26 protein-coding genes are annotated in these 25,959 nt (G+C 52.1%); 16 read left to right on the forward strand and 10 right to left on the reverse strand.

Annotation, left to right across the window (positions count from 1 at the left end):
- Positions 1–126: 126 nt before the first annotated feature.
- The 5 genes from trpD (at position 127) to lexA (ending at position 4,713) form a co-directional block, all read left to right on the forward strand.
- Positions 127–1,164, forward strand: a complete 1,038-nt coding sequence (gene trpD / locus PsAD37_RS18085) for an anthranilate phosphoribosyltransferase (protein ID WP_057465507.1) — start codon at positions 127–129, stop codon at positions 1,162–1,164.
- Positions 1,165–1,177: 13 nt separating this feature from the next.
- Positions 1,178–1,969: an indole-3-glycerol phosphate synthase TrpC gene (gene trpC / locus PsAD37_RS18090; protein ID WP_063297352.1), complete on the forward strand. Its 792-nt coding sequence runs from the start codon at positions 1,178–1,180 to the stop codon at positions 1,967–1,969.
- A gap of 57 nt (positions 1,970–2,026) precedes the next feature.
- Positions 2,027–2,530 carry a cyclic pyranopterin monophosphate synthase MoaC gene (moaC, locus tag PsAD37_RS18095; RefSeq protein ID WP_057465509.1) on the forward strand — a complete coding sequence of 168 codons (504 nt, stop codon included), beginning with the start codon at positions 2,027–2,029 and terminating at the stop codon, positions 2,528–2,530.
- Complete coding sequence (glp, locus tag PsAD37_RS18100; RefSeq protein ID WP_063297353.1) at positions 2,527–3,741, forward strand: gephyrin-like molybdotransferase Glp; 1,215 nt, start codon at positions 2,527–2,529, stop codon at positions 3,739–3,741. The genes moaC and glp overlap by 4 nt, the downstream gene beginning before the upstream one ends.
- A gap of 249 nt (positions 3,742–3,990) precedes the next feature.
- Positions 3,991–4,713 carry a transcriptional repressor LexA gene (gene lexA, locus PsAD37_RS18105; protein ID WP_057465511.1) on the forward strand — a complete coding sequence of 241 codons (723 nt, stop codon included), beginning with the start codon at positions 3,991–3,993 and terminating at the stop codon, positions 4,711–4,713.
- Here lexA and PsAD37_RS18110 read toward each other — a convergent pair.
- The gene (locus PsAD37_RS18110; protein WP_063297354.1) at positions 4,609–7,161 is read right to left on the reverse strand and encodes a ComEC/Rec2 family competence protein; all 2,553 of its coding nucleotides are present in this window, start codon (positions 7,159–7,161) and stop codon (positions 4,609–4,611) included. The genes lexA and PsAD37_RS18110 overlap by 105 nt on opposite strands.
- 125 nt (positions 7,162–7,286) lie before the next feature.
- On the opposite strand from PsAD37_RS18110, the gene gltX reads away from it, so the two are divergent.
- From gltX to PsAD37_RS18140, 6 genes are all read left to right on the forward strand, one after another.
- Complete coding sequence (gene gltX / locus PsAD37_RS18115; RefSeq protein ID WP_063297355.1) at positions 7,287–8,711, forward strand: glutamate--tRNA ligase; 1,425 nt, start codon at positions 7,287–7,289, stop codon at positions 8,709–8,711.
- A 231-nt stretch (positions 8,712–8,942) separates the two neighbouring features.
- The gene (gene gltA / locus PsAD37_RS18120) at positions 8,943–10,235 is read left to right on the forward strand and encodes a citrate synthase (RefSeq protein WP_057465514.1); all 1,293 of its coding nucleotides are present in this window, start codon (positions 8,943–8,945) and stop codon (positions 10,233–10,235) included.
- 241 nt (positions 10,236–10,476) lie between these two features.
- Positions 10,477–10,929 carry a hypothetical protein gene (locus tag PsAD37_RS18125; RefSeq protein ID WP_208991953.1) on the forward strand — a complete coding sequence of 151 codons (453 nt, stop codon included), beginning with the start codon at positions 10,477–10,479 and terminating at the stop codon, positions 10,927–10,929.
- 66 nt (positions 10,930–10,995) lie between these two features.
- Complete coding sequence (locus PsAD37_RS18130; RefSeq protein WP_063297356.1) at positions 10,996–11,475, forward strand: hypothetical protein; 480 nt, start codon at positions 10,996–10,998, stop codon at positions 11,473–11,475.
- Positions 11,476–11,738: 263 nt separating this feature from the next.
- Entirely contained in the window at positions 11,739–12,224 is a 486-nt protein-coding gene (locus PsAD37_RS18135) for a hypothetical protein (protein ID WP_063297357.1), read from the forward strand.
- Between the two features lie 262 nt (positions 12,225–12,486).
- Positions 12,487–12,972, forward strand: a complete 486-nt coding sequence (locus PsAD37_RS18140) for a hypothetical protein (RefSeq protein WP_063297358.1) — start codon at positions 12,487–12,489, stop codon at positions 12,970–12,972.
- Here PsAD37_RS18140 and PsAD37_RS18145 read toward each other — a convergent pair whose 3' ends face one another.
- A complete protein-coding gene (locus PsAD37_RS18145) occupies positions 12,973–13,458 on the reverse strand; it encodes a GNAT family N-acetyltransferase (RefSeq protein WP_063297359.1) in 486 nt (161 codons plus the stop codon).
- 323 nt (positions 13,459–13,781) lie between these two features.
- Between PsAD37_RS18145 and PsAD37_RS18150 the strand changes: the two genes are divergently transcribed.
- The 5 genes from PsAD37_RS18150 to PsAD37_RS18170 are packed head-to-tail and all read left to right on the forward strand — an operon-like array spanning position 13,782 to position 16,241.
- Positions 13,782–14,237 carry a hypothetical protein gene (locus PsAD37_RS18150; protein ID WP_063297360.1) on the forward strand — a complete coding sequence of 152 codons (456 nt, stop codon included), beginning with the start codon at positions 13,782–13,784 and terminating at the stop codon, positions 14,235–14,237.
- 12 nt (positions 14,238–14,249) lie between these two features.
- Entirely contained in the window at positions 14,250–14,759 is a 510-nt protein-coding gene (locus PsAD37_RS18155) for a hypothetical protein (RefSeq protein ID WP_063297361.1), read from the forward strand.
- 7 nt (positions 14,760–14,766) lie between these two features.
- Positions 14,767–15,234: a hypothetical protein gene (locus tag PsAD37_RS18160; protein WP_063297362.1), complete on the forward strand. Its 468-nt coding sequence runs from the start codon at positions 14,767–14,769 to the stop codon at positions 15,232–15,234.
- A 47-nt stretch (positions 15,235–15,281) separates the two neighbouring features.
- Positions 15,282–15,737: a hypothetical protein gene (locus tag PsAD37_RS18165; RefSeq protein WP_063297379.1), complete on the forward strand. Its 456-nt coding sequence runs from the start codon at positions 15,282–15,284 to the stop codon at positions 15,735–15,737.
- Between the two features lie 54 nt (positions 15,738–15,791).
- The gene (locus PsAD37_RS18170; protein ID WP_063297363.1) at positions 15,792–16,241 is read left to right on the forward strand and encodes a hypothetical protein; all 450 of its coding nucleotides are present in this window, start codon (positions 15,792–15,794) and stop codon (positions 16,239–16,241) included.
- Positions 16,242–16,417: 176 nt separating this feature from the next.
- Here the strand turns inward: PsAD37_RS18170 and lpxB are convergent, their stop codons facing one another.
- The 8 genes from lpxB to dxr all read right to left on the reverse strand — a co-directional run bounded on the left by lpxB (position 16,418) and on the right by dxr (position 25,951).
- Complete coding sequence (gene lpxB, locus PsAD37_RS18175; RefSeq protein ID WP_063297364.1) at positions 16,418–17,614, reverse strand: lipid-A-disaccharide synthase; 1,197 nt, start codon at positions 17,612–17,614, stop codon at positions 16,418–16,420.
- A 3-nt stretch (positions 17,615–17,617) separates the two neighbouring features.
- Entirely contained in the window at positions 17,618–18,484 is an 867-nt protein-coding gene (locus PsAD37_RS18180; protein WP_208991954.1) for an LpxI family protein, read from the reverse strand.
- Between the two features lie 20 nt (positions 18,485–18,504).
- Positions 18,505–19,305, reverse strand: a complete 801-nt coding sequence (gene lpxA / locus PsAD37_RS18185) for an acyl-ACP--UDP-N-acetylglucosamine O-acyltransferase (protein ID WP_063297366.1) — start codon at positions 19,303–19,305, stop codon at positions 18,505–18,507.
- Between the two features lie 8 nt (positions 19,306–19,313).
- Entirely contained in the window at positions 19,314–19,790 is a 477-nt protein-coding gene (gene fabZ, locus PsAD37_RS18190) for a 3-hydroxyacyl-ACP dehydratase FabZ (RefSeq protein ID WP_063297367.1), read from the reverse strand.
- Between the two features lie 123 nt (positions 19,791–19,913).
- Positions 19,914–20,978: a UDP-3-O-(3-hydroxymyristoyl)glucosamine N-acyltransferase gene (lpxD, locus tag PsAD37_RS18195; protein WP_063297368.1), complete on the reverse strand. Its 1,065-nt coding sequence runs from the start codon at positions 20,976–20,978 to the stop codon at positions 19,914–19,916.
- A 65-nt stretch (positions 20,979–21,043) separates the two neighbouring features.
- Positions 21,044–23,401, reverse strand: coding sequence for an outer membrane protein assembly factor BamA (bamA, locus tag PsAD37_RS18200; protein ID WP_063297369.1), 2,358 nt, complete (start codon positions 23,399–23,401; stop codon positions 21,044–21,046).
- Between the two features lie 201 nt (positions 23,402–23,602).
- Complete coding sequence (gene rseP, locus PsAD37_RS18205) at positions 23,603–24,739, reverse strand: RIP metalloprotease RseP (RefSeq protein ID WP_063297370.1); 1,137 nt, start codon at positions 24,737–24,739, stop codon at positions 23,603–23,605.
- A 39-nt stretch (positions 24,740–24,778) separates the two neighbouring features.
- Entirely contained in the window at positions 24,779–25,951 is a 1,173-nt protein-coding gene (gene dxr / locus PsAD37_RS18210; protein ID WP_063297371.1) for a 1-deoxy-D-xylulose-5-phosphate reductoisomerase, read from the reverse strand.
- Positions 25,952–25,959: the final 8 nt, after the last annotated feature.

The raw sequence follows: 25,959 nt of genomic DNA on the forward strand, positions 1-25,959 counted from the left end.
AGGCCCGCCACATTTATAAGTGTGGCGGGCTTTTGTTTATCTCCTAGACAGCTCTCCGAAAGCTATCTAATAGTTAGCCCTTGTGTATGCTAAGGAATTACCTGAGAGATTGAGGGGGTTTTCGCCGTGAGCAATTTGAAAAATCTCATTGGAATTGTCGCTGACGGAAACACGTTGGACCGATCTCAGGCCCGCGAGGCCTTCGAGATCATCATGTCAGGCGCTGCAACTCCCGCACAGATCGGTGGCTTCCTCATGGCCTTGCGCTTGCGCGGCGAAACCATCGACGAAATTTCTGCAGCTGTAGAAACCATGCGCGCCAAAATGATCCCGGTGAAAGCACCAGATCACGCCATCGACATTGTTGGCACAGGTGGTGACGCATCCGGCTCCTATAACATTTCAACCTGCACAGCCATTGTTGTGGCGGGCTGCGGCGTGACCGTTGCAAAACATGGCAACCGGTCCCTGTCCTCCAAATCCGGTTCAGCAGAAGCACTTGCCGAGCTTGGCATCAACCTGGACCTGGATGCGAACGGCATCAGCCATTGCATTCATGAGGCCGGTATCGGCTTCATGTTTGCACCAAACCACCACAAGGCCATGCGCCATGTCGGCCCGGCCCGCATTGAGCTGGGCACCAGAACAATCTTCAACCTGCTAGGCCCGCTCGCCAACCCGGCAGGCGCAAAGCGCCAGATGACAGGCGTATTCGCACAGCAATGGGTTGAACCACTCGCCAACACCCTTCAGGAAATGGGCACCGAAAAAGCCTGGATCGTCAACGGCTCCGATGGAATGGACGAAATCACCACCACCGGAACCACCTTTGTCGCCGAACTGAAGAACGGAAACATCAACACCTTCACAGTGTCTCCTGAAGATGCGGGCCTGCCGCTTGCAAAGACAGAAGATCTGAAAGGCGGCGATCCAAAAGAAAATGCTCAGGCACTGCGCGAAGTGCTGCAAGGAGCAAAAAACGCTTACAGGGATATCGTCCTGCTCAATTCAGCGGCCTCCCTTATCGTCGCAGATAAGGTCTCCACCCTCGCTGAGGGTGTCCAGATGGCTGCGCATGCGATTGACCAAGGTGCAGCCCTTTCCCGACTGGACAAACTTGTTGAAGCCTCCGACGCTGCAACAGCTGCCAATATGAAACTCTAAGACCACGGATCCCATGTCAGATATCCTTAAGAAAATCGAAGCTTACAAACGTGAAGAAATTGCTGCTGCCAAAGCGCAAACTTCATTGGCTGATCTGAATGAGGCGATTAAAGCAGCAACACCAACACGCGGCTTTGCAGATGCTTTGAAAGCCAAGCATGCGAATGGTGAGTACGCCCTGATCGCAGAGGTAAAAAAAGCAAGTCCATCCAAGGGGTTGATCCGCGCTGACTTCAACCCGCCCGCACTCGCCAAAGCCTATGAAAACGGTGGTGCAGCATGCTTGTCCGTATTGACAGACACACCATCCTTTCAGGGCAAACCAGAATATCTCGTCACAGCTCGCGCTGAAGTCTCCCTGCCAGTTCTGCGCAAGGACTTCCTTTATGACACCTATCAGGTTCATGAAGCACGTGCATGGGGCGCTGACTGTATTTTGATCATTATGGCAGCTGTTGACGACCAACTGGCCAAAGAGTTGGAAGACGCCGCATTTGAACTGGGCATGGATGCGCTTATCGAAGTTCATGACGAAGCTGAGTTGGAACGCGCACTGAAGCTCTCCTCTCCGCTTGTTGGCATCAACAATCGCAATTTAAAAACCTTCGAGACATCTCTGGAAACCAGCGAGCGGCTCGCACCACTGATCCCGCAAGATCGGATCATCGTTGGCGAGAGCGGCCTGTTCACTCCGGAAGACCTCTCCCGAATGGAAAACTCCGGTATCTCCACCTTCCTCATCGGCGAAAGCCTGATGCGTCAGGAAGATGTGGAAACCGCAACCAAAGCTTTGCTTAAGCGCTAAAAATCAACTGCTTGGCAAAAGCAGACACCTGAACAAACTGTGTCCAGAGGCAAGACAATGTCAGAACTTTCTCCAAAACTCACTCACTTAGATGACAGCGGTGCGGCTCATATGGTCGACATTTCGGAGAAAGAGGTTACCTCACGCATTGCCCGTGCAGGCGGTCAGGTAAAAATGCAGCCTGAAACTCTGGACATGATCCTTTCAGGCAACGCCAAGAAAGGCGACGTGCTCGCAACAGCGCGCATTGCTGGCATCATGGCGGCCAAGAGAACTCACGAGCTGATCCCGTTGTGCCATCCTCTGGCGCTTTCCAAGGTTCAGGTGGACTTCACACCCAATCCTGAACTGCCGGGAATTGAGATCGAAGTCTTCGCAAAGGTATCCGGCCAGACTGGCATCGAGATGGAAGCACTTACAGCCGCCTCCGTTGCCTGCCTGACAATTTACGACATGGCAAAAGCCGTTGACCGTTCTATGGAGATCGGTGAAATCCGGTTGCTGGAGAAGAAGGGCGGCAAGTCCGGTCACTATCTGGCTGAGGAGGATAACTCCCAATGAGCTTGATCAGTATTGAAGAAGCGCTGGACCGCCTTCTAAAAGATGTGAGGCCAACCGGCACCGAGCAGCTTCCACTACTTGAAGCTGGAGAACGCATTCTGGCAGAAGATGTTGCTGCAACGAGAACGCAGCCTCCATTTTCGGCCTCAGCGATGGATGGATATGCTGTCAAAGCTGCTGATACGGTCGATCCAGAGACTGCTTTGAAGGTCATTGGAGAAGTAGCTGCCGGGCATAACTTCGATGGCACGCTGCAAGCCGGAGAAGCTCTGCGCATCTTTACAGGTGCACCTGTTCCAGCAGGCGTCGACGCGATTTTAATGCAGGAAAACGCCCGCCGTGACGGGGATAACCTGTTTTGCGAGGAAGCTGTTTCTGTTGGTAAGTCCATCCGTCCGGCAGGCCTCGACTTCAAAGAAGGTCAGGTCCTCCTGAAGGCAGGTGCCCCACTCGGCTTCCGCGAACTGTCTCTTGCAGGCGCCATGAACCACGCATCCCTTCCGGTACGCAAAAAGCCAGTCGTTGCGATCCTCGCAAATGGTGATGAACTCGTCGAACCGGGCCAGATACCCGGCCCGAATCAAATCATAGCGTCAAATCAGGTCGGCATTGCAGAGTTCGTCAGAAACTGCGGCGGAACGCCGATGATGCTCGGCATCGCCCCAGACCAGCCTGAGGAAATCGCAGCACGCGTGAAGCAGGCCATCCAAGCAAAAGCCGATGTACTGGTGACACTCGGCGGAGCCTCTGTTGGCGACCACGATCTCATTCAGGACGTACTGGGAGCTGAAGGCATGGAGCTTGGCTTCTGGCGCATCGCCATGCGCCCGGGCAAACCCCTCATGGCCGGCGCCCTAGGCCCAATGAAAGTCCTCGGCCTTCCTGGCAATCCAGTCTCCAGTCTTGTATGCGCACTCCTCTTCCTTGGCCCGCTTCTGGATAAGATGCTAGGCCGCACGGTCTCTGTGACAAATCAAGGCGTTACCAAAGCAACTTTGGCAGATGATTTGCCTGTAAATGATATGCGTCAGGACTACCTGCGCGCCAGTTTGGGTACAGACAAACACGGAGATCTGATAGCAACGCCGTTTGGCAAACAGGACTCTTCCATGCTTGCCTTGCTGACAAAAGCAGACGCCCTGATCATTCGCCCGCCACACGCACCAGCTGCAAAGGCAGGTGAAAAAGTGGACCTGCTCAAGCTACGCTGAATCCAGTCATCAGAAGTGGGCAACCCCTGCCCACTCACCCACCAGAAACCAAATCCCCCAGTTCTAGCAGGGCTTAACCTCAACAAACCCATTGCAGAACACAATGAGAACAGGTAGAGTACGTTCGTGTTTTGTCCTTCCAATCGCAGAAGTTGAAGTCTTTAAGCTTCTTGGAATTACAAAACCGCGATTGGTCAGGAATGGCCGCTCACTTTCAATCAGCGCCTTAGGAGCGAACGGGGATAAAAGATGCTTACACAGAAGCAACACGAGCTTTTGATGTTCATCCATCAACGCTTGAAGGAAGCCGGTGTTCCACCCTCCTTCGATGAGATGAAGGACGCGCTGGACCTCCGTTCCAAATCCGGCATTCACCGGCTGATCACAGCTCTGGAAGAGCGCGGCTTCATTCGCCGCTTGCCGAACAGAGCTCGTGCACTTGAAATCCTCAAACTGCCAGACTCTATTTCTCCGGGCCTGAAGCCTGCCGCCAAGGAAAAAGGCTTTGCACCTGAGGTGATTGAGGGCTCCCTGAGCAAGAAAGTAGCAACGCCGCCACCTCCACGCACCACATCACCAGACGAAGTGCCAACGCTGGAAATCCCGGTCATGGGCCGCATTGCTGCAGGCGTCCCAATCGAAGCAATCCAGACACAAAGCCATACCATCGCAATGCCTGCTGATCTGATGGGGCGTGGCGAGCATTATGCATTGGAAGTCAAAGGCGATTCCATGATCGATGCCGGTATCTTCGATGGAGATACCGTGTTGATCAAACGTGGTGACACGGCTGATAACGGCGAAATCGTTGTGGCGCTGATTGATGAAGAAGAAGCAACCTTGAAGCGCCTGCGCAAAAAAGGCGCCTCAGTCGCGTTGGAAGCGGCCAACCCCGCCTACGAAACTCGCATCTTCGGCCCGGGCCGCGTCCACGTTCAAGGCAAGATGATTGCGCTCTTCCGCCGCTATTAAGTCATTGGTTGCCTGAGGCAATTTTGGATTCCAAGGTCTGCGCTGAGCATCATATGCCCAGCGCACTTTTTTTATTCTTTCCCCGCCCTCAACATTAGCAGAAAGCCAGATGTAAGCTGAACCGCGCTCTCCGAAAACCTTCTGGTCAAGAACCAACTCAGCCCGACAAGCCGGAGGCGCCTGAGCCTGTGTGATGACGATGGTGGCAAGATGGCAGTCAGCCTCCAAAACTTCAGCTACTTTAGACTGTGCCAACAGGATCGGCGCAGAGCTTATCCTCCCTCCCTCCGCAGGCTGCTGAGGGAATATCTCAATCACACAGCCGCGCTCATCACAGGACCGATCTGAAGCCCTCACCTTGTGCTGCTTGAACGAACCCGCTGAAACCCCACCAGCGCGCAACAAGCTGTCAGCAGCAAACGACATACGTGAGGACGTCAGTAGAAACGCACCATCCTGCCCATAATAAGCAATGTGCTTGCCCGCATCCGCAATCATCAGATCAGGCGCCTTGCCACCGGCAAACATCAGGACACTCACCGTAAATGCCGGAAGCGAAAGCCATTTCAGGCGCAGTGGCATCACACACAGCACAACAATAGCAAAGATCACAAGCAGATAACCCGGGGCACTAGCAACCCCGAGACTGGTCAGCCCCTCACTGAGTGAGCTCACCCAGTAAGCGGCTTTCAGCACCAGCGCCAACCCAGCCTCCATCCCTTGCAGAAAGAACGCATCCGCACCAAACGGGATCGCCAACAGACTCAATAACCCAAGGGGCATAACCACAAAAGTCACCAATGGCATAGCAAGGATATTCCCCAGAACTCCATAAGGCGCAACCTGCTCAAAATGCATCGCCGCAACTGGCCCCGTGGCAGCACCTGCAATCAACGAGGTCAACGTACAAGCTAGAATCCACCTTAAGCTTACACGACTAACCTTATGAAACCATGAGACATTCCGTCTGCGCGAACTATCTCGATCACCGAGCAACCAATCCTTCCCAAGCATATAGGCTGAGAGCAAGGCGAGCACTGCAATGAAGGACATCTGAAACCCGGGAGCCAGAACTTCCTCCGGCCTCAGGCTTAAAAGAACAAGGCAAGCCAGCGCCAGACCACGCAGACTGAAGGCCCGCCGACCAAGCAGACCCGCGCATAAAATCATCGCCGCCATCAAAAAAGCCCGCTGCGTTGCCACAGAAGCTCCTGACAAACCAAGATAAACAATCGCCGCAATCAGTGCTGCCACGCTGGCATAAACGTGAATATGTCCTTTCAGCGCAAGCGACTGGCTGAGGGATAGGATCAGACGGGCACCAAGGAAGACCAGAGAGGTCACAAGACCCATATGCATACCGGAGATGGCGAGGACATGAGCAAGTCCGGCATTGCGTAACGCATCCTTGTCAGCGGTGGCAAGGTAGTCTCGCTTGCCCACCAGAAGCGCAACAGCAAACGCACTTTCCGCGCTGTTATCCAACACCCGCCGGATCCGCTGCGCAATTCCGCTACGTACACGCTCTATCCCTTGCAGAAAACTTGTACCCTCTACGGGTGCCACAACAACCGGCTTGGAAAGCGCGTAGCCAACCGCACCAATCCCACTGAAAAACGCAGTTCGGGCAAAGTCATACCCACCGGGGCGCACCGCACCTCCAGGCGGCAACAACCGAGCCTTCAGCTGCATCCTGTCCCCCATCACGGGTGCCTCTTTCATCCCCTTGATGCTGATCCGGATGCGATAAGAAAGAGGAGTTACGCTCTTCTGCGAAAGTGTTGTCACATCTGCAAAAATGACGGAGTAAGCCCCTTTGCCAGAATGCTTCACTCCAGCAACCACACCCTCCACTTTACGTGTAACCGGACGCTCCAGCGGGTCGCCGCGCGCATACTCCACGCGCAAATCAGCAAGGAAGAACCCGGCTAAAAAGAACAAAAGCGCGGTTAGACCAACCGTCAATCGCCCGCCCCTCCAACGTTGAAAAGCAAATAATACCAATAAGATAAAAGGAATTCCGCTTAAAACGCTATAAGGTTCCGCGGGGAGCGAGAAATAAACCAGCACACCAGCTAAATGGCAAAGCGCATACCAGAGGATGCCATGCCCCTTGTTCCAATCCTGCACGAGCGCAGAGCGGGCATAAGTCATGACAGCTGACCAATCCGGCCTCAGCACGAAACGCAGCAACTCACGTGTCTTTTGGACCACATCACAAAGCCTAAGGCGCTGTTTCTCTTCAGCAAACCTCGTGCTTGCGTTGCTATGTGCGTTTCTTGCGTTGACTTGCGTTTTTGTGCGTTGCTGTGTGGCTCGCCCAGCAAGCGCCGTATCGGTCTCAAACAGCACAGAAGAAAACTTATCCTCCTCAAGGCAAAGCTCACCTATTCTGGGAGCACAGCCACCAGATTGCGTCTTGTCTGAGGATGATTGCCCCTCGCGCACCCTTAAGTCCCTTTCTGCCACTTGGGAACTTTTCAATGCTATGGTACACAGCCCGCAGAGGTACGGCGCCCCGCCGTAATTACCCCAAACTATTCGAAGTAACTTGAAACTTTTCCGGAACACCTATGACTAAACCTGTTGTGACGCGCTTCGCGCCTTCTCCTACTGGCTACCTGCATATTGGCGGCGCCCGTACAGCCCTGTTCAACTGGCTTCTGGCAAAACACAGCGGCGGTAAAATGCTGCTGCGTATCGAAGACACCGATCGCTCCCGCTCCACCGAGGAAGCCGTAGATGCGCTGCTGGACGGTCTGTCCTGGCTGGGCATGGACTGGGACGGCGAGCCGATCTCCCAGTATGGCCGCGTTGACCGCCACCGCGAAGTTGCTGAGCAGATGGTCAAGGACAGCACTGCGTACTACTGCTACTGCTCCCCGGAAGAAGTGAACGAGATGCGCGAGAAGGCCCGCGCAGAAGGTCGCCCGCCGCGTTATGACGGCACTTGGCGTGATCGTGACCCATCTGAAGCACCGGAAGGCATCGCACCGGCTATTCGCCTGAAAGCACCGCTCGAAGGTGACACCATCGTGGAAGATCAGGTTCAGGGCACCGTCAAGTTCGCCAATAAGGATCTGGACGACCTGATCCTCGTGCGCTCTGATGGCAACCCAACCTACATGCTGGCTGTTGTGGTAGACGACCACGACATGGGCGTCACCCACATCGTACGTGGCGATGACCACCTGACCAACGCAGCGCGCCAGTCCCTAATCTATAAGGCTCTGAACTGGGATGTCCCGGTCATGGCGCACATTCCGCTGATCTACGGACCAGATGGCGCAAAGCTCTCCAAGCGCCACGGAGCAGTTGGTGCAGAAGCGTACCGGGCTATGGGCTACCTGCCATCCGCCATGCGCAACTATCTGGCACGCCTCGGCTGGTCCCACGGCGATGACGAGATCTTCTCTACCGATCAGATGATCGAGTGGTTCGGTCTGGACGCTGTAGGCAAATCCCCGTCCCGTTTCGACTTCAAGAAGCTGGAAAACCTGAACGCTCACTACATGCGCTCAGAAAATGAGGAGGAGCTGCTCGGCCACTTCCTCACCTATCTGATGGACGTGGAAGGCGGCGCAGACGTTATGGCGTGGATTGCGGGCGACGGAAATCAGGACAAACTGGTTGAAGCTCTGCCTGGCCTGAAAGAGCGCGCAAAGACCCTTGTCGAACTGCTGGAATCTGCTCGTTACCTCTGGGTTCAGCGTCCGCTGGATCTGGATGCAAAGGCTGAAAAGATCCTCTCTGACGAGGCACGTGCTGTTCTTGGCAAGGTTCTGGTTGCTCTGGAAGCACTGGACGAGTGGACCGTGGAAAGCACCGAGGCTGCCGTTAAGGCAGTTGCTGAAACAGAAGAGCTGAAACTCGGCAAAGTTGCTCAGCCATTGCGCGCTGCACTCACTGGTCGTGGCACATCCCCAGGCATCTTTGACGTGCTCAAAGTGCTCGGAAAAGACGAATCCTGCGCACGCATTCGTGATCTTTCAGCTTAATTCGCTGAATTCTAAAAGAAACTACCGCTGCAAATACTAGTCATTCGTAGCGGTAGTTACACTTATAGCTAAAAGCATTGGTTGCGGGCGCTTGCCCCATCGCGGCAAATGATATAGGCAGTTCCACGACAACACTCTCCTCCGGGCGGAAACGTCAGATCATGCAGTGTATTCATTTGTACACAAATGAAGCAAGTCGCATGAGGAGATACAAAATGGGGGTTGCCTGATATGAGCGACAAAACAGCGAAACTGACTATTGGAGACAACAGCTGGGACTTTAACGTCCACTCTGGCTCCATGGGCCCTGATGTTCTGGACATCGGTTCGCTTTATAAGCAAACTGATCACTTCACACTGGACCCTGGTTTCACATCAACTGCCTCATGCGAATCCAAGATCACTTACATCGACGGTGACGCAGGCGTTCTGCTTTACCGCGGTTACCCGATTGAACAGCTCGCCGAACACGGCGACTTTTTGGAAAGCTGCTATCTGCTGCTGTACGGCGAACTGCCAACACGCGCAGAGAAGGACGATTTTGTTCATCGTGTAACCTACCACACCATGATCCATGATCAGATGAGCTCTTTCTTCAAGGGTTATCGTCGTGACGCTCACCCAATGGCAGTCATGACCGGTACCGTTGGAGCTCTCTCTTCCTTCTATCATGACAGCACCGACATCTCCGATCCACACCTGCGCATGGTTGCATCCCTGCGCATGATCGCAAAGATGCCGACCATTGCTGCAATGGCCTACAAATACCACGTTGGTCAGCCATTCGTTTACCCAAGAAACGATCTGGACTACGCATCCAACTTCCTACACATGTGCTTCGCAGTTCCATGTGAGGAATATAAAGTAAATCCGGTTCTGGCACGCGCCATGGACCGTATCTTCATCCTGCACGCTGACCACGAGCAGAACGCTTCCACATCCACCGTACGTCTTGCTGGTTCTTCAGGCGCAAACCCATTTGCATGTATTGCAGCTGGCATTGCATGTCTGTGGGGTCCATCTCATGGCGGTGCGAATGAGGCAGCTCTGAACATGCTTTCCGAAATCGGTTCTGTTGACCGTATTCCTGAGTATGTGGCACGTGCAAAAGACAAGAATGATCCGTTCCGCCTCATGGGCTTCGGTCACCGCGTCTACAAAAACTACGACCCACGCGCACGCATCATGCAGAAAACCTGTCATGAAGTGCTTGCAGAGCTGGGCCACCAGGACGATCCGCTTCTTGAAGTGGCAATGGAACTGGAAAAAGTTGCCCTCACCGATCCTTACTTCGTTGAGAAGAAGCTCTATCCAAACATTGACTTCTACTCCGGCATCACCCTGCGTGCTCTGGGCTTCCCAACCACCATGTTCACCGTGCTCTTCGCACTGGCTCGTACAGTAGGTTGGATCGCACAGTGGAAGGAAATGATTGAAGATCCTTCCCAGCGTATCGGTCGTCCACGCCAGCTGTACACCGGCTATTCCGAGCGTGACTATCAGCCAATCGACCAGCGTCGTTAAAAACATTTCCCCGAAAGCGGACACCGCTGTTCGGGAAATGCAGCAAAGCTGATTGAGCTGAGAAGTTAAACTTCAGAAAAAGGAGGCATTTTGCCTCCTTTTTTATTTGAAAAGCACCATTTGCTTTCAGCACCCACAAACCATGAGGCGGCTTAATCCTGTTCATGCCTCACCACATCCCTATCCTTGATGCTTGACCAAGTGCCCAGCACTGCCACCGGCATCAGAAAAGGATGTATTGATGCGTCTTGCCCCCCTCCCTGTTTTTGCAGCCTTCACGCTCCTCTCTGCCGGTCTGGCAAGCTATTCCTCAGCAAACACCGAAACCGCACAAGCTTCCCGGGACGTTGCCTTCTCAAACCTGAGCATGCAGGACGGCACATCAGACAATTCCATCTGCGTTGAGCGTTATGGTGACGGGTACACAGTCTCCCCCTCCAAAGAAGCCCCCAAACGCACCTACATCAGCGACAAGGGACACACCGTAACGCTGGTGGATAGAAACGAGATTTTAGGACAAGGCATTTTTGCTGAACATGACCGGTTCATGATGACATTCCCCGGCAATGAAGGTGAAGAGATTGAGGTCACTCAATTCGTGACCGGCCTGATCGGCGGCGACAACTACAGTGGCGTATTCACAGACGGCACATGCACCGGAAAGGTTTCTGTTGGCCCATTGGAATACAAATAAAGACAGCTCATAGCTGCTGCGCTGGCACAAGAAGTTAGGCAAAACAGATTTGAAACGGGAGCACATATGCACCTTACTAAACTGCAACAGTCCGGCGTTGTCCTCGTCCTTGGAATGCTCGGATCAGCCAGCAGTCAAATCATCCTCCGCGAGAACAGTGCCAATCCGTTCACCGACATGAAGCGCGTCTCCCCGTCAAGACAAGTTTCAGTTCATGGCCTGACTGTTCTGACAGATGACGTGGGGATTGAGCTTTGCAAAGAACGTTATGGCGACGGCTACATCCTTTATCCCACCCCAAATGGAGGACAGAAACAGTTTGTCTCCGATAAAGGTCACACGCTCACCATCTACGCCCGAAGTGAGCTGCGCGAAGAAAGCATTTATGCTGAACACTCACAAATGCTCATCACTTTCTCCAATGATCCTGATGTGGAAGTCGAAGTCACCGTATTCATAACCGGCTTCGTGAACTCCAGACTATTCAGCGGCGTCTTTTCAGATGGCACCTGCGCCGGGCACTTTTCCATCACAGACACCAAGTGATCACTCAATAAACGTAGTGGATTAGAAACTGACTAAATCTGGACACCGCACAATACGCATTTTTCATTCTAGAGAACATCAAGTTGGGCGCAGAACAGTTACATTAAGCTAGCAGGACCATTCTTTGAGGCGCATCAGTCCTGAAAAGCAAGATGTGGCAGCACCTCATAAAGAAGTCATTGTGTGCAACAGCAAGTCGCAACGCGATCAACAGGAGCTCTGAGAACAAAATCAGACACAACAGATCCGAAGTGAGAGAATACATGCACTTTCCAAAACTGAAACAGTCTGGAGTAGTCTTCATCCTCAACCTTGCAATGCTGGGGGTAGCCAGCAGCCAAGTCATCCTCCGCGAGCACAGAGCAAATCCGTTTACCGACATGAAACGCGTGTCCCCATCACGGCACATTCTGGTCGACAACCTGACAGTCCTGACAGATGCCGTGGGCATCGAGTTCTGCAAGGAACGTTATCGCAACGGGACCACGGTTTACCCCGACCCAGACGGACGACACGGACAGTTTATCAGCCAAGAGAACGACAAGCTCACTCTCTACGATCGCAGTGAGCTGCGTCAGGACGGCATTTATACTGAACACTCGCAACTGGTCATCACCTTTAAGAACGATCCGGATGTAGAAGTCAAGGTCACCGTGTTCATAACAGGCTTCGTGAACTCTAAGATGTTCAGCGGCGTCTTCTCTGATGGCATTTGCACCGGACACTTTTCCGTTGTCGAAGCCAAGTGATCCTGCAAAACGTTGCTTCGAGAAATTGACTAAACCCAGACAATCACGCGAAACACATTCTTCATCTTAAAGAAAATCAAATTGAACCCAGAGCATTTACATTAACGCAGCAGGACTATTCTCTGCGGGTCGTGAGGCCTGAACAGCAACGAGTGGAAGCTCCCCATGAAGAAGATTTTCTGTGCAGCAGCAAGCCTCAGTCCTGTCGTCGACAGATCCGGGACGAGAGGTCAGGCACAGCAGGTCTGAAATGGGAGTAGACATGCGCCTTACAAAACTGAAACAGTCCGGTGTAGCTCTCATCCTCACCATTGGAATGCTGGGGCAAGCCAACGGTCAGGTTACCCACCGCGACAACCGGGGCAATCCCTTCATCGACCTGAAACGCCTTTCTGTATCACGGCAAATCGCCATCCAGAACCTAACAGTCCTGACTGATGCAGTTGGGGTCGAGTTCTGTAAAGAACGCTATGGCAACGGATACATTGTCTATCCCGATCCAAACGGACGGCGCGGGCAGTTTGTCAGCGACAAAGGGCACAAGTTCTCCCTCTACGCCCGCAGCGAGTTACGCGGTGACGGCATTTATGCCGAACACTCGCAAGTCCTCATCACGTTCCCCAATGATCCGGATGAAGAAGTTGAGAACACCCAGTTCATAACCGGCTTCGTGAACTCCAAAATATTCACCGGTGTCTTTTCAGATGGCATCTGCTCCGGAAGGTTTTCTGTCATCGACGCCAAGTGATCACTTCGGGACCGGCGCAGTTTCCGCAGTCAGCTCAAGGCATTTACTGACAGAACCCTCGTTTGTCTTATAGGTGCGAAAGCCAACCGCCTCATAATAACCCAGTCCTTCCGGATTGGAGGCACCAATCGTGGCGTCAATTTTCTCAAGCCCGGCTTGTCTGGCAGCATCAAACGTTTCAGCAAACAAGGCACGCCCGACACCGCGACGCCCAGCACTCGGGCGCACATGGGTGCCAATAATGCCCCAACCCGCCGTCACGCCATAAGTGTTGCCCTCTGATGCCCGTTTCAGGATCTGCAGCCCAAGCAGAGTCCCATCCACATCTTCAACCACAGAACAGCGGACTTTATCTGCATGAGCAATGTAGTGAGAGATCACATAGGCCTCATCACTCGGCAAACTGCGCTTTCCCAACGCAGCAAGCTCCTGCAAAAAAACGCTGATTTCTTCAGCATCGGCCAGAACCGCGTCTCTGACTTTCATAAAAACCTCAAAATCTGTAGCTGGCCTGCACACCCCTGCTCATACCAAACACGACAGGCAAAAAAAGAACGATGCATCAATGCAATTAAGAACATAGCCTATCATAAGCCCCGGATTTTCCAGCCCCCGCACTCCGTAAATCTTCAGTTTTCACGGATGTTTATGCATAGTGCATTAGAAACTGGCTAAATCCAGCAACATCCCCCAAACCCATTCTTCATCCTAAAGAAAATCGAAGCTCAGCAAAAACATCTACGTTAACGCAGCAGGACTACTCTTTGCGCGGTTTTAAGCCAGAAAAATAACAAATGCGGTGGCACCCTATGAAAAAACTTCTCTGTGCAGCAGCGAGCCTTGGCGCAATTGCTTATATCAGCAGCACGGCTCTGGCAGACGATCACAGTCTGGGCAGTGACAATGAAACCGTCACATTCTCCAATCTGACATTAGCAGACGGTACGCCAGACGACGGCATCTGCGCAAAACGCTACGGGACAGGTTACAAAACCGCAGACCATCCCGACACATCTTCACCAGACGCTCAGAAGACGACGGCAGAAGGCCACGACATCATCATCTCCTCCACCGGAGGCACCATTGGGGATGGCATCCTGTCCATCGAAAACGAGTACGAGATCATCTTCCCCAATGACGAACACAAAGAGACCATTGATGTGAAGATGTTCGCAACCGGCCTGATTGGCAGCGGAACAGCCTCAGGCGTGTTCTCAGATGGCATGTGCCGCGGCAAGGTCACCATTCAATCTGCCCAGCAGTAGGACCCGAGCCCAATGAAAATCGCCCTTTGCACAATGTTGAGCCTATTTATGCTTATACATGCAACAATCCCAGCTCACGCTCTTAGCAGTCGAGTTGGTCGTGGTGATAAAATCACAACGTTCTCAGACATCTCCACGACTGACAGCACAATAGATCGCAGCATTTGTCAAAACCGTTATGGGAAAGTGTTCTTAACAAAAGATCATCCTGCAACAATTGAGGGCGAACAGCTGGTAACCACATCAGAAGGCCAAAAAATTGAATTAATTTATCAGGGTGGTCACATTGGCAATGGGATTTACTCCATTGAAAATGAATATAAATTCACTTCCCCCAATAACGAGAATGGGAAATCAGTTGATCTACAGCTTGCAGCCACAGGTTTCATTGGCGGCGGACGAGCCTCTGGCGTGTTCTCAGACGGCACTTGCACTGGCAACGTCACAATTGAGTTGATCACACCAGATAACAGTAAGAAAACGTCACCTAAACACAACACTGATCCCATCACTAAACAATGACAACATCATGAGATCATTACTCTGTATCGCAATAAACCTTGCAGTGCTGGCCATCACCAGCACCTCAGCGCTGGCAATTGCAGAGAGATTGAATCCCCACAATAAGAAAGTCACGTTTACGAACTTATCCATGGCAAACGGCAACCCGGATGACGGCACATGCCAGCAGCGTTACGGCGCAAGCATTACAACACAAAGCGTCCCCAGCTCTACCAATGACATACTCAAACGTAAAACGGATAAGGGACACATCATTCAGGTTATCTCAATCGATGACAGCGTCAATACTGGAATCCTGTCTGTCCGAAACCAATACGAAATCATATTTCCCAATGACAAAAGCAAGACACCCGTTAGATTGAAACTCTTGGCAACTGGTCTGGTCGGAAGTAAGGAAGCCTCAGGCGTCTTCTCCGACGGCACCTGCCGGGGAAACCTACACATTCAGATAATAAAGGAAGATGCGCCTCAATAATATTAAGCACTGTGCTTTATTACCCAACCGCATGGACGGATAAAACAATGAAAACATTGCTCCTGACCATCTTCAGTGTTCTCGCGCTGACCATCACCAGCACAGCCGCATTGGCTGTCGCACAAAGGTTGGGTCCCGGCGACAAGACAATCACCTTCTCCAATCTTTCCATGACAGATGGCAGCCCGGATGATGGAACCTGCGAAAAGCGTTACGGCGAAGGTTTTACGACAAAAAACCACCCCGACTCCACCAATGACACTCTCAAACGCAGCACGGACAAAGGCCACGACATTCTGGTCATCGCTATAGGTGGCAGCGTCAGCGGGGGCATCTTCTCAATCGAAAACGAGTACGAGATCATTTTCCCGGGAGATGAAAGCAAAACACCTGTTGATGTGGAACTCGCCGCAACAGGTCTGGTCGGCACTCAGGAAGCGTCCGGCGTCTTCTCCGATGGCACCTGCCGCGGAACCCTGCACATCAAGGTATTGGAACCATAAGTGTAATGATACGGGCCATCTCAACTCACCAATAAAGACGTAATGGAGTGAACGTTGAAAATACTCTTCCTGACCACTTTCAGCGCACTGGCGTTGATCATCGCAAGCACCTCTGCACAAGCAATAATCGAGAAGCTGCATTTCAACGACAACATAATCACCTTCTCTAATATCTCTATGATCAATGGAAGTGCGCCAGACGACATCTGTTTGAAACGATACGGTGAGGAGTTAGCAACAAGAGATCACCCCGACTCCACAAAGTTTTCCATCAAACGTATGACCGACAAAGGCCATGACATCACAGTAGCTTCACGAAGCATCAATGTGACCGAAGGCATCTTTTCCATCGAAAGCCGATATGAAATTCTCTTTCCAGATGATGACAGCCAAACACCCGTTCACTTAACCATAACGACGACCGGACTGATCGGAGACAAAGAAGCGACTGGACTGTTCTCAGACGGCACCTGCAGAGGGGCCATCAAGGTCAAAAATAAATAAGTTGACTAATATACTCGAGAAAAACTAGATAATCCATTCGAGGCGTACTCATTCACAGCATTAAACTAGTACTGTAGAGAACACCTTACACTTAATGCATCACTTTAAGCGCAACACCAAATGACTCTTGGTTTTCAAAGAGCTACACCCATTTAATGAATCACTTTGAAAAGCATTTAAACTGAGTACTCTGCCGTCTCAAGGATGATCCTCGCAGCTTTTCCGGCCTGACTTTCGCCCTCAGGTAAACACATCTTTTCATCGATACGAGAGAACGCATCCAACTGCGCCCGGCGCTCTGGACTGTCGCAAAGCAGCGCGAGCACAGCCTGGCTGAGCGCCTCAGGATGCGCTTCGTCTTCGATATATTCTTTGATGCTGTGATCCCCAAGCACCAGATTAGGCAGCACAATGGTGTCCACCGCAACAATCTTGATGAACCGGTTGATCTGCTTCAAACGGCGGAAGAACCAATCCAGCTTGTAAGCAATGACCATAGGCACGCCAGCAATCGCAAGTTCCAAGGAGACAGTACCACTGGCCGCCAGCGCTGCATTCGCCTGTCGCAGAGCCGCAAACTTTTCCGCTTCACCCGTCACAATACGCGGCTGTACCTTCCAGGAAGCCACACCATCGCGAATGCGCTGCTCCTGATGAGGCACTGCAGGAATGATCACATCCACATCCGGATCTTGCGCGCAAATCAACGCGACCGCATCGCCAAACGGCTCCAACAACCGCGAAACCTCGCTCGTCCGGGAGCCCGGAAGCACCACCAATTGCTTTCTGCCTTCACCGAGTTCTGCGCGCTCCCCTGGAGCAGGCCGCAAATCTGCAAGCCGCTCAATCAACGGATGCCCCACATAATCACAGGAGGGACCGCCAAGGCGTTTGTGAGCCTCAGGCTCAAACGGCAACAAGGCGAGCAATTGATCCACATAAGCGGCCATCTTCTTCGCCCGCCCCGGACGCCACGCCCATACAGATGGGCTCACATAGTCCACCACCCGTATATGAGGCGCTTTCTTGCGCACGCGCTTTGCCACGTTGTGAGTGAAATCAGGAGAGTCGATGATCAACAGTAAATCGGGTTGCTCGGCAATAACCGCATCAACAGTTTGATGTACACGGCGAATAATCGTCGGCAAACGTTCCAACACCGCTGTAATGCCCATCACGGCAATATCATGCAGTGGAAAGATCGACTGTACGCCTTGTGCCGCCATACGCTCACCGCCCAGACCACAGACCTGAAGACGATCACCAATCGATGCGCGCAGGGCTTTTATAACCTCTGCACCGAGCTGGTCACCAGACTCTTCGCCAACAACAAAGAAAACCTTGAAGGGTTTGACAGCGTCCAATTCGCTCATATCTCAGCGCTCACCAGCTTCAAAATTATCATCACGCGTGCAGCCATAAAGGAAAACACCAAGTTCATCGCAAAGCCGCTCGACTTCATCGCGATGAGCAACCAGAACACGCCCCGCCTCAACACACACGCCTTTTAACTGCGCGTCAGAAGCTTTCTGTATAGTTTCCGGCCCGACAGTCGGCATATCAAGGCGAAGGTCCTGTTGCGGTTTAGAGCACTTTACAAGCACACCTGCCGCCCCTTTGGACCGGACCCGGCCATTGGCACGCAAGCCGGCCACACGCTCAAGCATGGCATCCGTGCCTTCTGCACCTTCAACAGCCACAACGCGCGCGCCAACGGCAATAGCACCCTGCCCGATATCCAATTGGCCAACGGCATCCACCGCCTCAATAGCAAGCTTCATATCTCTCAGAGCCTTGGCATCTGGCTTCGGCCCTGCCACGTGACCTGGGCTGGCAACCAGCCCCGGAGCAACTTCATGAGCACCAACCACGTGCAAACCCTCTCGTTCAAATATCCCGGCTACTTTCACCAGCAAATGATCATCACCACCAACAACAGCCTTGATGATACGCGGCAACCGCCAAATCGTTCCAAAATCGCCAAGGATCGATGTAAAATCAGGCCGCTTCTGCACAGCACCGATCAACACCACATCCTGAACGCCTCTGGATTTCAGCGTTGAGAACAGTTTGCCAATCTGCCCCCAGCCAAGTTCCACTGGATTAAACGCAGAAAGGGAGGCATCTGCCTCCCCCTTGATTGCGATGGTCACCACATCGCGACCTTGTTCCATAGCGGACCGAATGACCAGACCGGGCAGATCGCCACCGCCAGCAATCACAGCAATAGGTGCCTGTTTCATCATAAATTCAAAACAGACCCTTATTCACTGGTGTTGCGCGGCGTACAGAACCGGCGCTTTTCATCTTCCAGCATGAACGACGTCATCGTCTGCACACCTTCAAACTCAGCGTACTTGGTCCGTGCAATCTCAGCACGAGCACGCAACGTACCCTCTTCACTGTTGAAGACTTCCTTATACGCACCGCGCAGGGCGTGGATTTCTTCGCGAGAGAAGTTGCGGCGCTTCAAACCAATCAGGTTAAGGCCTGCAAGACGCGCACGATCACCAATCACAGACCCATAAGGGATCACATCAAACTCAACACCAGTCAGACCGCCAATGATGGAATGAGCACCCACACGGCACCACTGACGCACAGCAGACAAACCGCCGAAGATCACATGATCTTCAACTTCAACATGCCCGGCAAGCGTCGCGTTGTTGGCAAGAATAACGTTATTGCCAACAACGCAATCATGTCCGACATGAGTCCCCATCATGAACAGGCCGCCATTACCAACTCGCGTTACACCTCCACCGCCGGCAGTGCCAGGGCTCATGGTTGAGTGCTCACGGATCTGGTTGTCATCACCGATTTCCAGTAGCGTATCTTCGCCGGAAAACTTCAGATCCTGCGGCTGATGCCCCAAGCTGGCAAACGGGTAGACCTTCGACCGGGCGCCGATCATTGTCCGTCCAGCGATCACCACATGGGAAACAAGCTCTACATCATCGCCAAGTGTTACCTTGGGACCCACCATGCAGTAAGGACCGATCTTGACATTCCCTCCAAGTACGGCCCCATCCTCGAGGATTGCGGTGGGATGAATCTGTTGCATCAATGACCTCAATTCGCCTCGTCAGAATCGACAAGCATTGCGCTGATTTCCGCTTCAGCAACCTTCTGCCCGTCTACCATTGCAACACCTTCAAACTTCCAGATGGTCGCGCGGTTGCGGACTTTTTTCACATGAAAGTGCACCTGATCACCAGGAACCACAGGCTTGCGGAACTTACACTTATCAATGGTCATGAAGTAAACCAGAGAAGGTACATCTTTCTTATCACGACCATGGACGCAAAGCGCACCAGCAGTCTGAGCCATCGCTTCGATAAGCAACACACCTGGCATTACAGGCTGGCTTGGAAAATGTCCCTGAAAATGTGGCTCATTGATGGTTACATTCTTAATACCAACACCTGAGTTATCGCCGTCCATATCAACGATACGGTCAATCATCAAAAACGGATAACGATGGGGCAAAAGCTCCATAACCCGCATGATATCAGCGCTTTCAAGTGTTCTGGTCTCTACATCACTCATAATAATGCCTCAGCAATATCGGTTCGACTGGCATATGCCTCACTCGGAGCATCTGAGGACACGCCCTCCTCATTTACCAGCCAATCTAGTTAACTATCGGGATCAGATCCCGGGTCTAATCTGTTATTTCTTGCCACCTTGAGCGGCCAGGCGGCGAAGCGCCGTCATTTCCTTGAACCATTCACGGATTGGCCGTGCCGGTACACCACCATAACGCCCACCTGGCGCCAGATCGTCGTGTACAGCACTTACGCCAGCAACTTGCGCGCCCATTCCAATGCGAACGTGCCCGGAGACACCAGTCTGTCCGCCAAGAACCACATAATCCTCAAGACTGGAACTTCCAGAAATCCCTACCTGAGAAACAATGACGCAATGCTTGCCGATATTAACGTTGTGACCAACCTGAACCTGATTATCAATCTTGGTTCCATCACCCACAGTCGTATCACGGTTTGCTCCGCGGTCTATACAGGAGCCAGCGCCAATTTCAACATCATTTCCTAGCACAACTCGGCCCATCTGGGGAACCTTGATATGTCCACCTGGTCCCATCGCAAACCCAAAGCCATCCTGCCCTATGCTAACGTTTGGGTGAATAATGACACGATCGCCAAGCACCGCGTGCTGCAAACTGGAATTTGCTCCGATAGAGCAGTCATCACCCAGCTGACAATTGGCAGCGATCACAGCATTAGGACCAACACGAGATCCAGCACCAATCACCACATGAGCACCAATAACAGCCCCAACCTCAACAACAACGCCCTCACCCAGCTTCGCACTCTCATCAACGTAAGCACGCGAACTGATCGCGGTTTCACCAGTTACTGGAAGCGGCCGCATTGCAGTTGGGTAAAGCTCAGCCAGAACTTTCGCCAGCGAGCGGTACGGCTCTTTGGCAAGCAAAGGCACAACACCATCGGGCACTTTATCGACATGCTTTTTGCTAACGAGACAAGCTGTTGCCTTCGTGCTCTCAAGCTGATCCAGATATTTCGGATTATCGATAAACACAAGCGTTCCGGGAACGCCTTCATCCAGAGGAGCAACACCAGTAATGGCAAGCTCACTATCACCACGAACAATCTCCGCCCCAGCCCACTCAGCTACTTGTTTCACTGTTATTGATCGAGCTTCAGGGAAGAAAACCGGGCTAACTTCAGATTGATTTGATGGTTCTGTCATAGGATCCTACAAAAAAACGGCCGCCGAGGGCATCGGCGACCGATTATAATCAAATTATCACTAGATCAGAAGCGTGTACCACCACTGAGCTTGAATACCTGCGTTTCATCAACATCGTTTTTGAGCACAGGCCAAGCAAAGTCAGCACGCAGCGGCCCAAACGGCGACTGCCACAACACACCAACACCAACAGACGCACGAAGATCGAAATCTTCAGACTGGATACCGCTTCCGATTACAGAAGACAGTTCGCTATCCACACCCCAGAGAGAACCCGCATCAGCGAAGACTGCGCCCGACAATCCAAGTTCTTCAGGGAAGACTGGGAATGGGAATTGGCCTTCAACAGTACCTGCAACGTAGTATTTACCACCCAAAGCATCGCCACCGTTTTCATCACGAGGGCCATAACCATTGGTCGCAAAACCACGAATTCTGTCAGGTGAACCCTGGAACTGATCAGTTACACGCAGACGGTTACCGATAGATTCGATGTAACCGGCAGAACCCTTCACAAAGCCAACAAGACCCCATTCAGCGTAGAGCTCTTCAAACGCACTACCCTTAAACTGACCACGCAGATACTGCGACTGACCACCCAAACCAGCAATTTCCTGCTCGTAGGATGCAACGTAACCATCACGTGGGTTCAGATTGTTGTCCAGAGTATTGTAGACCAGTGAGAAGCCCGCAAGAGACGTTGTATACTCTCCAAGAGAGTCACAAACACCAAGCGAAACACCAGGCTCACAGTCACTAATACCGGTTGAGTCGCTACGCGTCAGATCACGCTGGTAAAGCTTGTAGAACAGGTTGAGCGTCAGTTCGTCTTCACGAAGCGGAAGACCAAAGTTAATCGCACCACCAGTTGTCTGCTCCTCATAAGCACGGGAGCTGTTCTGATCGTATACGCGGCGGTACACATCCAGACCTGCAGAGATACGGCGCCCCATGAAGAACGGCTCAACGAACTTGAACTCATACTTCTGGTTATCGGTACCACCACCAACAGCAGCTTTCACGTACTGGCCACGACCAAGGAAGTTGCGCTCGGTGATGGAGATATCACCAATCACACCGTCAGATGTAGAGTAACCCACACCAAATGAAACTTCACCGGTTGGCTGCTCTTCAACATCCACGTTGATGATCACACGGTCAGGTGCACTGCCCTGCTGACGCGTAATACGCACATTCTGGAAGTAACGTGTATTGCGCAGACGACGCTCAGCCTTATCCAGAAGGATACGGTTATAAGCATCACCCTCAGCGAGATCGAATTCGCGGCGGATCACGTATTCACGTGTACGGTCGTTACCACGAACGTTGATACGCTCAACATAAACGCGTGGACCTTCTTCGATCAAATAAGTGATTGAGACTGTCTTGTTCTCATAATCACGTTCACCACGAGGGCGAACCTGAGCAAACGCATAGCCTGCCTTGGAAACTTCCAGCGTCAGAGCTTCAAGTGTCTTTTCAACTTCCAGTGAGTTGTAGGTATCACCAGACTGAGTGCGCAGATACTGGCGCATCGCCTCTGGGTCAACAGCAGACAAGGATGTATCGATTTCGATATCACCGAACTCGTACTGCTCACCTTCATCAACAGTGAAAGTCACGTAGAAGATGTTTTGCTCACGGTCCAAATCTGCAACAGCAGAAACAACGCGGAAATCAGCATAACCCTTCTGGTAGTAGAACTGACGCAAAGATTCTTCGTCGACATCGAGACGGTCAGGATCATAAACATCGGTCGTACGCAACCAGCCGAGGAAGCCACTTTCGCGGGTCTGGATCTGCTCACGCAGGTAGCCGTCGGAGAAGGCTTGGTTACCGATGAAGGAAATACGGGCAACACCCGTCTTATCACCTTCTTCGATTTCAAAAACCAGATCCACACGGTTATTAGCGCGCTCAATAATCTTCGGCTCAACAGACGCACGATAGCGACCGGAGCGACGATAAGCCTCCAGAAGGTTCTGAGCATCAGACTGAACACGCGCTCGTGTCAGCATGGACCGCTCAGAAGAACGAACAACTGATTGCAGAGCTTCGTCCTTCAGTCGCTTGTTACCCTCAAAGGAGATTTTGCCGATAACTGGATTTTCTTTAACACCAACAACAAGAGTGCCGCCGCGTTGCTCGATGGAAACATCAGCAAACAGACCAGTCGCATAAAGCGTGGTCAGACTCTCGTCGATATCAATTGCAGAAAACGATTTTCCTGGACGGATAGTCAGGTAGTTGCGAACTGTTTCGCTTTCGATGCGCGTTGCACCGTTAACGACAATCTTGTTAACCACCGCGGCCTCGGCAATCCCTGCTCCGATAAACGGAACACCAACCGGAGCAACTGTACTAGTAGCTGCAACGGCCATTGCCAAAAGCGACACACGTGACAGGTTCTTAAATGACTGCATAGAACTGCTATGCCTTTTATTTTCAGCCTAAAGTTGCATTAGTCCCCTGATCCTCAGATCACTAATGCGCCTCAGGGTAATGGATAGAATCTGAAACACCTAGGAACTTTGTACAAGGTTTTCAGAGTAAAGCAAGGCGACACAACTGGATTTAATGCAATTTGCCCAATCCTTTGCCCAAGCTTTGGTTACGCAACTTACCTAAGAGCCGATTATCGACCGCAGATCATTCCAGGTCGCAAAAACCATTAGAAGCAGAACCAGAGTGATCCCTATCCGGAACCCGAAATCCTGCAGTTTTTCACTCAACGGCTTACCCCTTACAATCTCGATGATGTAGTACAGCAGATGCCCGCCATCCAGCATGGGAACAGGCATAAGGTTGAGTAAACCAATAGAAATTGACAAAACTGCGGTAAGGTTAATTAGCGGTAAAATACCATGGGTCGCAACTTGCCCGGAAATTTGCGCTACGCGAATCGGACCACCTAGTTGGTCCGGATCTTCTTTACCGAGGAAAAGACCGCCAATATAACCTAATGTCCTATCAAGAATATACCATGTCTCTTTTACCCCTTCACCCACGGCTTCCACCGGGCCAAAACGCTTGACTATGATATCTTCCTGAGAAGTATTTCGCTGAATTCCAAGAATTCCAACCTTCTGCGTATTCCCAAAACCATCATTGATTTCCTGTAGTTCTGGCGTTGCAGTAAGGCGCTCGACCGCATCCCCGCGTTCCACATCGATCTGCATGGGAACGCCCGCACTCGCCGTCACGACCCGCTGCACATCATTGAAACTTTCTACAGGATTGCCATCAATTGAGAGGATCAAATCTCCTGGCAAGATGCCCGCCATTTCAGCCGCACTACCAGGTCGAACCTGATCCACACGCGGCAATGTTTCGAATTTTCCTAAAAATCCAAACATTCCTGCAAAGATAAGAATAGCGAGGATAAAATTAGCAATGGGCCCTGCGGCCACAATTGCGGAGCGCTGCCACGGGTTCTTTGCAAAGAACGCTGTCCGGCGCATCTCCTCATCCATTTTGGCTTGCTCATCACGGTCTGGCACACTTGCAGCATTCTCATCACCTGAGAACTTCACATAGCCACCCAGCGGAATGGCACAAACCTTCCAGCGCGTCCCATGTTTGTCATTGCGACCCAACAGTTCCGGTCCAAACCCGACTGAGAATGCAAGAACCTTCACCCCGCACCAACGCGCGACGAGGAAATGCCCTAGCTCATGGAAGAAAACAACCACAGTAAGCACAGCCAAGAAGGGAATGATGACTCCGAGCGAACCACCAAGAACTGAACTCAGAACGTCCATGCGAACAGCCTTACCTTATTTTTTAAAGGAAGCGCCGGATTAGGCGGCCATCTTCCCAATAACTTCGTTTGCAACTCGACGCGCTACCTGATCCAACTGAAGAATCTCCTCCAGCTGATCTGAACAATCTAGCATATTTTGCGTATGAAGCCGATTCAGAACATCCTCAAGAAGCTCTGGGATCTGGAGGAAGCCGATCTTCCGTCCAAGGAAGGCTTCCACCGCCACTTCGTCAGCTGCGTTAAAAATCGTCCCTGCCCCATCGCCAAGTTCCATCACTTTACGTGCAAGTGACAGCGCAGGAAAACGCTCAAAATCAGGCTTTTCAAAGTCCAGACGCCCAATCATCCCCAGATCAAGATCCGCAACCGGAGCCGTCTTTCGGGTTGGGTATGCCAGACAATGAGCAATTGGCCCGCACATGTCCGGAACCGACATATGGGCCAATAATGACCCATCACAATATCTAACCATGCCATGGACAATTGATTGTGGATGGACAACCACATCCAGCTGATCAGCGGTAATAGGGAACAGATGATAGGCCTCAATCAGCTCAAGACCTTTGTTCACCATCGAAGCACTATCAATGGTAATCCGCCGCCCCATGGACCAGTTCGGATGCTTCAGCGCCACCTCAGGCGTAGCAACACGCATCTCATTCAGTGTCGATGTCCGGAACGGTCCACCGGAAGCTGTGACAATCACTTTGTCGACAGCTTTGGGGTCATCCTGCTCAAACACCTGAAAAATCGCATTATGCTCTGAATCCATCGGCAGCAGTTTGGAGCCATGCTTTTCAGCCAGCTCACACACAATCGTGCCTGCACACACCATGGTTTCTTTATTGGCAAGAGCGATATTACTGCCTGCCTTGATCCCCTCAATGGTCGGCTCCAGTCCTGCGGCTCCCACCATGGCAGAAACCAGCACATCCACCTTCTGGCTAGCCGCCTCCAGCACAGCCTCACGACCTGCGGAAACCTCTACACCAGTTCCGGCAAGTGCCGCTTTAAGATCTTCGTATTTGGAGGCATCACCAATGATCGCACGCTTTGCGCCGGTCTCCCGGCACGCCTTCGCAAGCGCATCAACATTGCGGCCTGCAACAAGTACATTGACGTCATAACGCTCAGGGCTGTGCGCAATAACTTTGAGCGTACTGGCTCCAACCGATCCGGTTGCTCCCAACACACTGAGAGATTTTGTCATATCAACAA

Source organism: Pseudovibrio sp. Ad37 (assembly GCF_001623075.1).
In the GTDB taxonomy this organism is placed as follows: Bacteria; Pseudomonadota; Alphaproteobacteria; order Rhizobiales; family Stappiaceae; genus Pseudovibrio.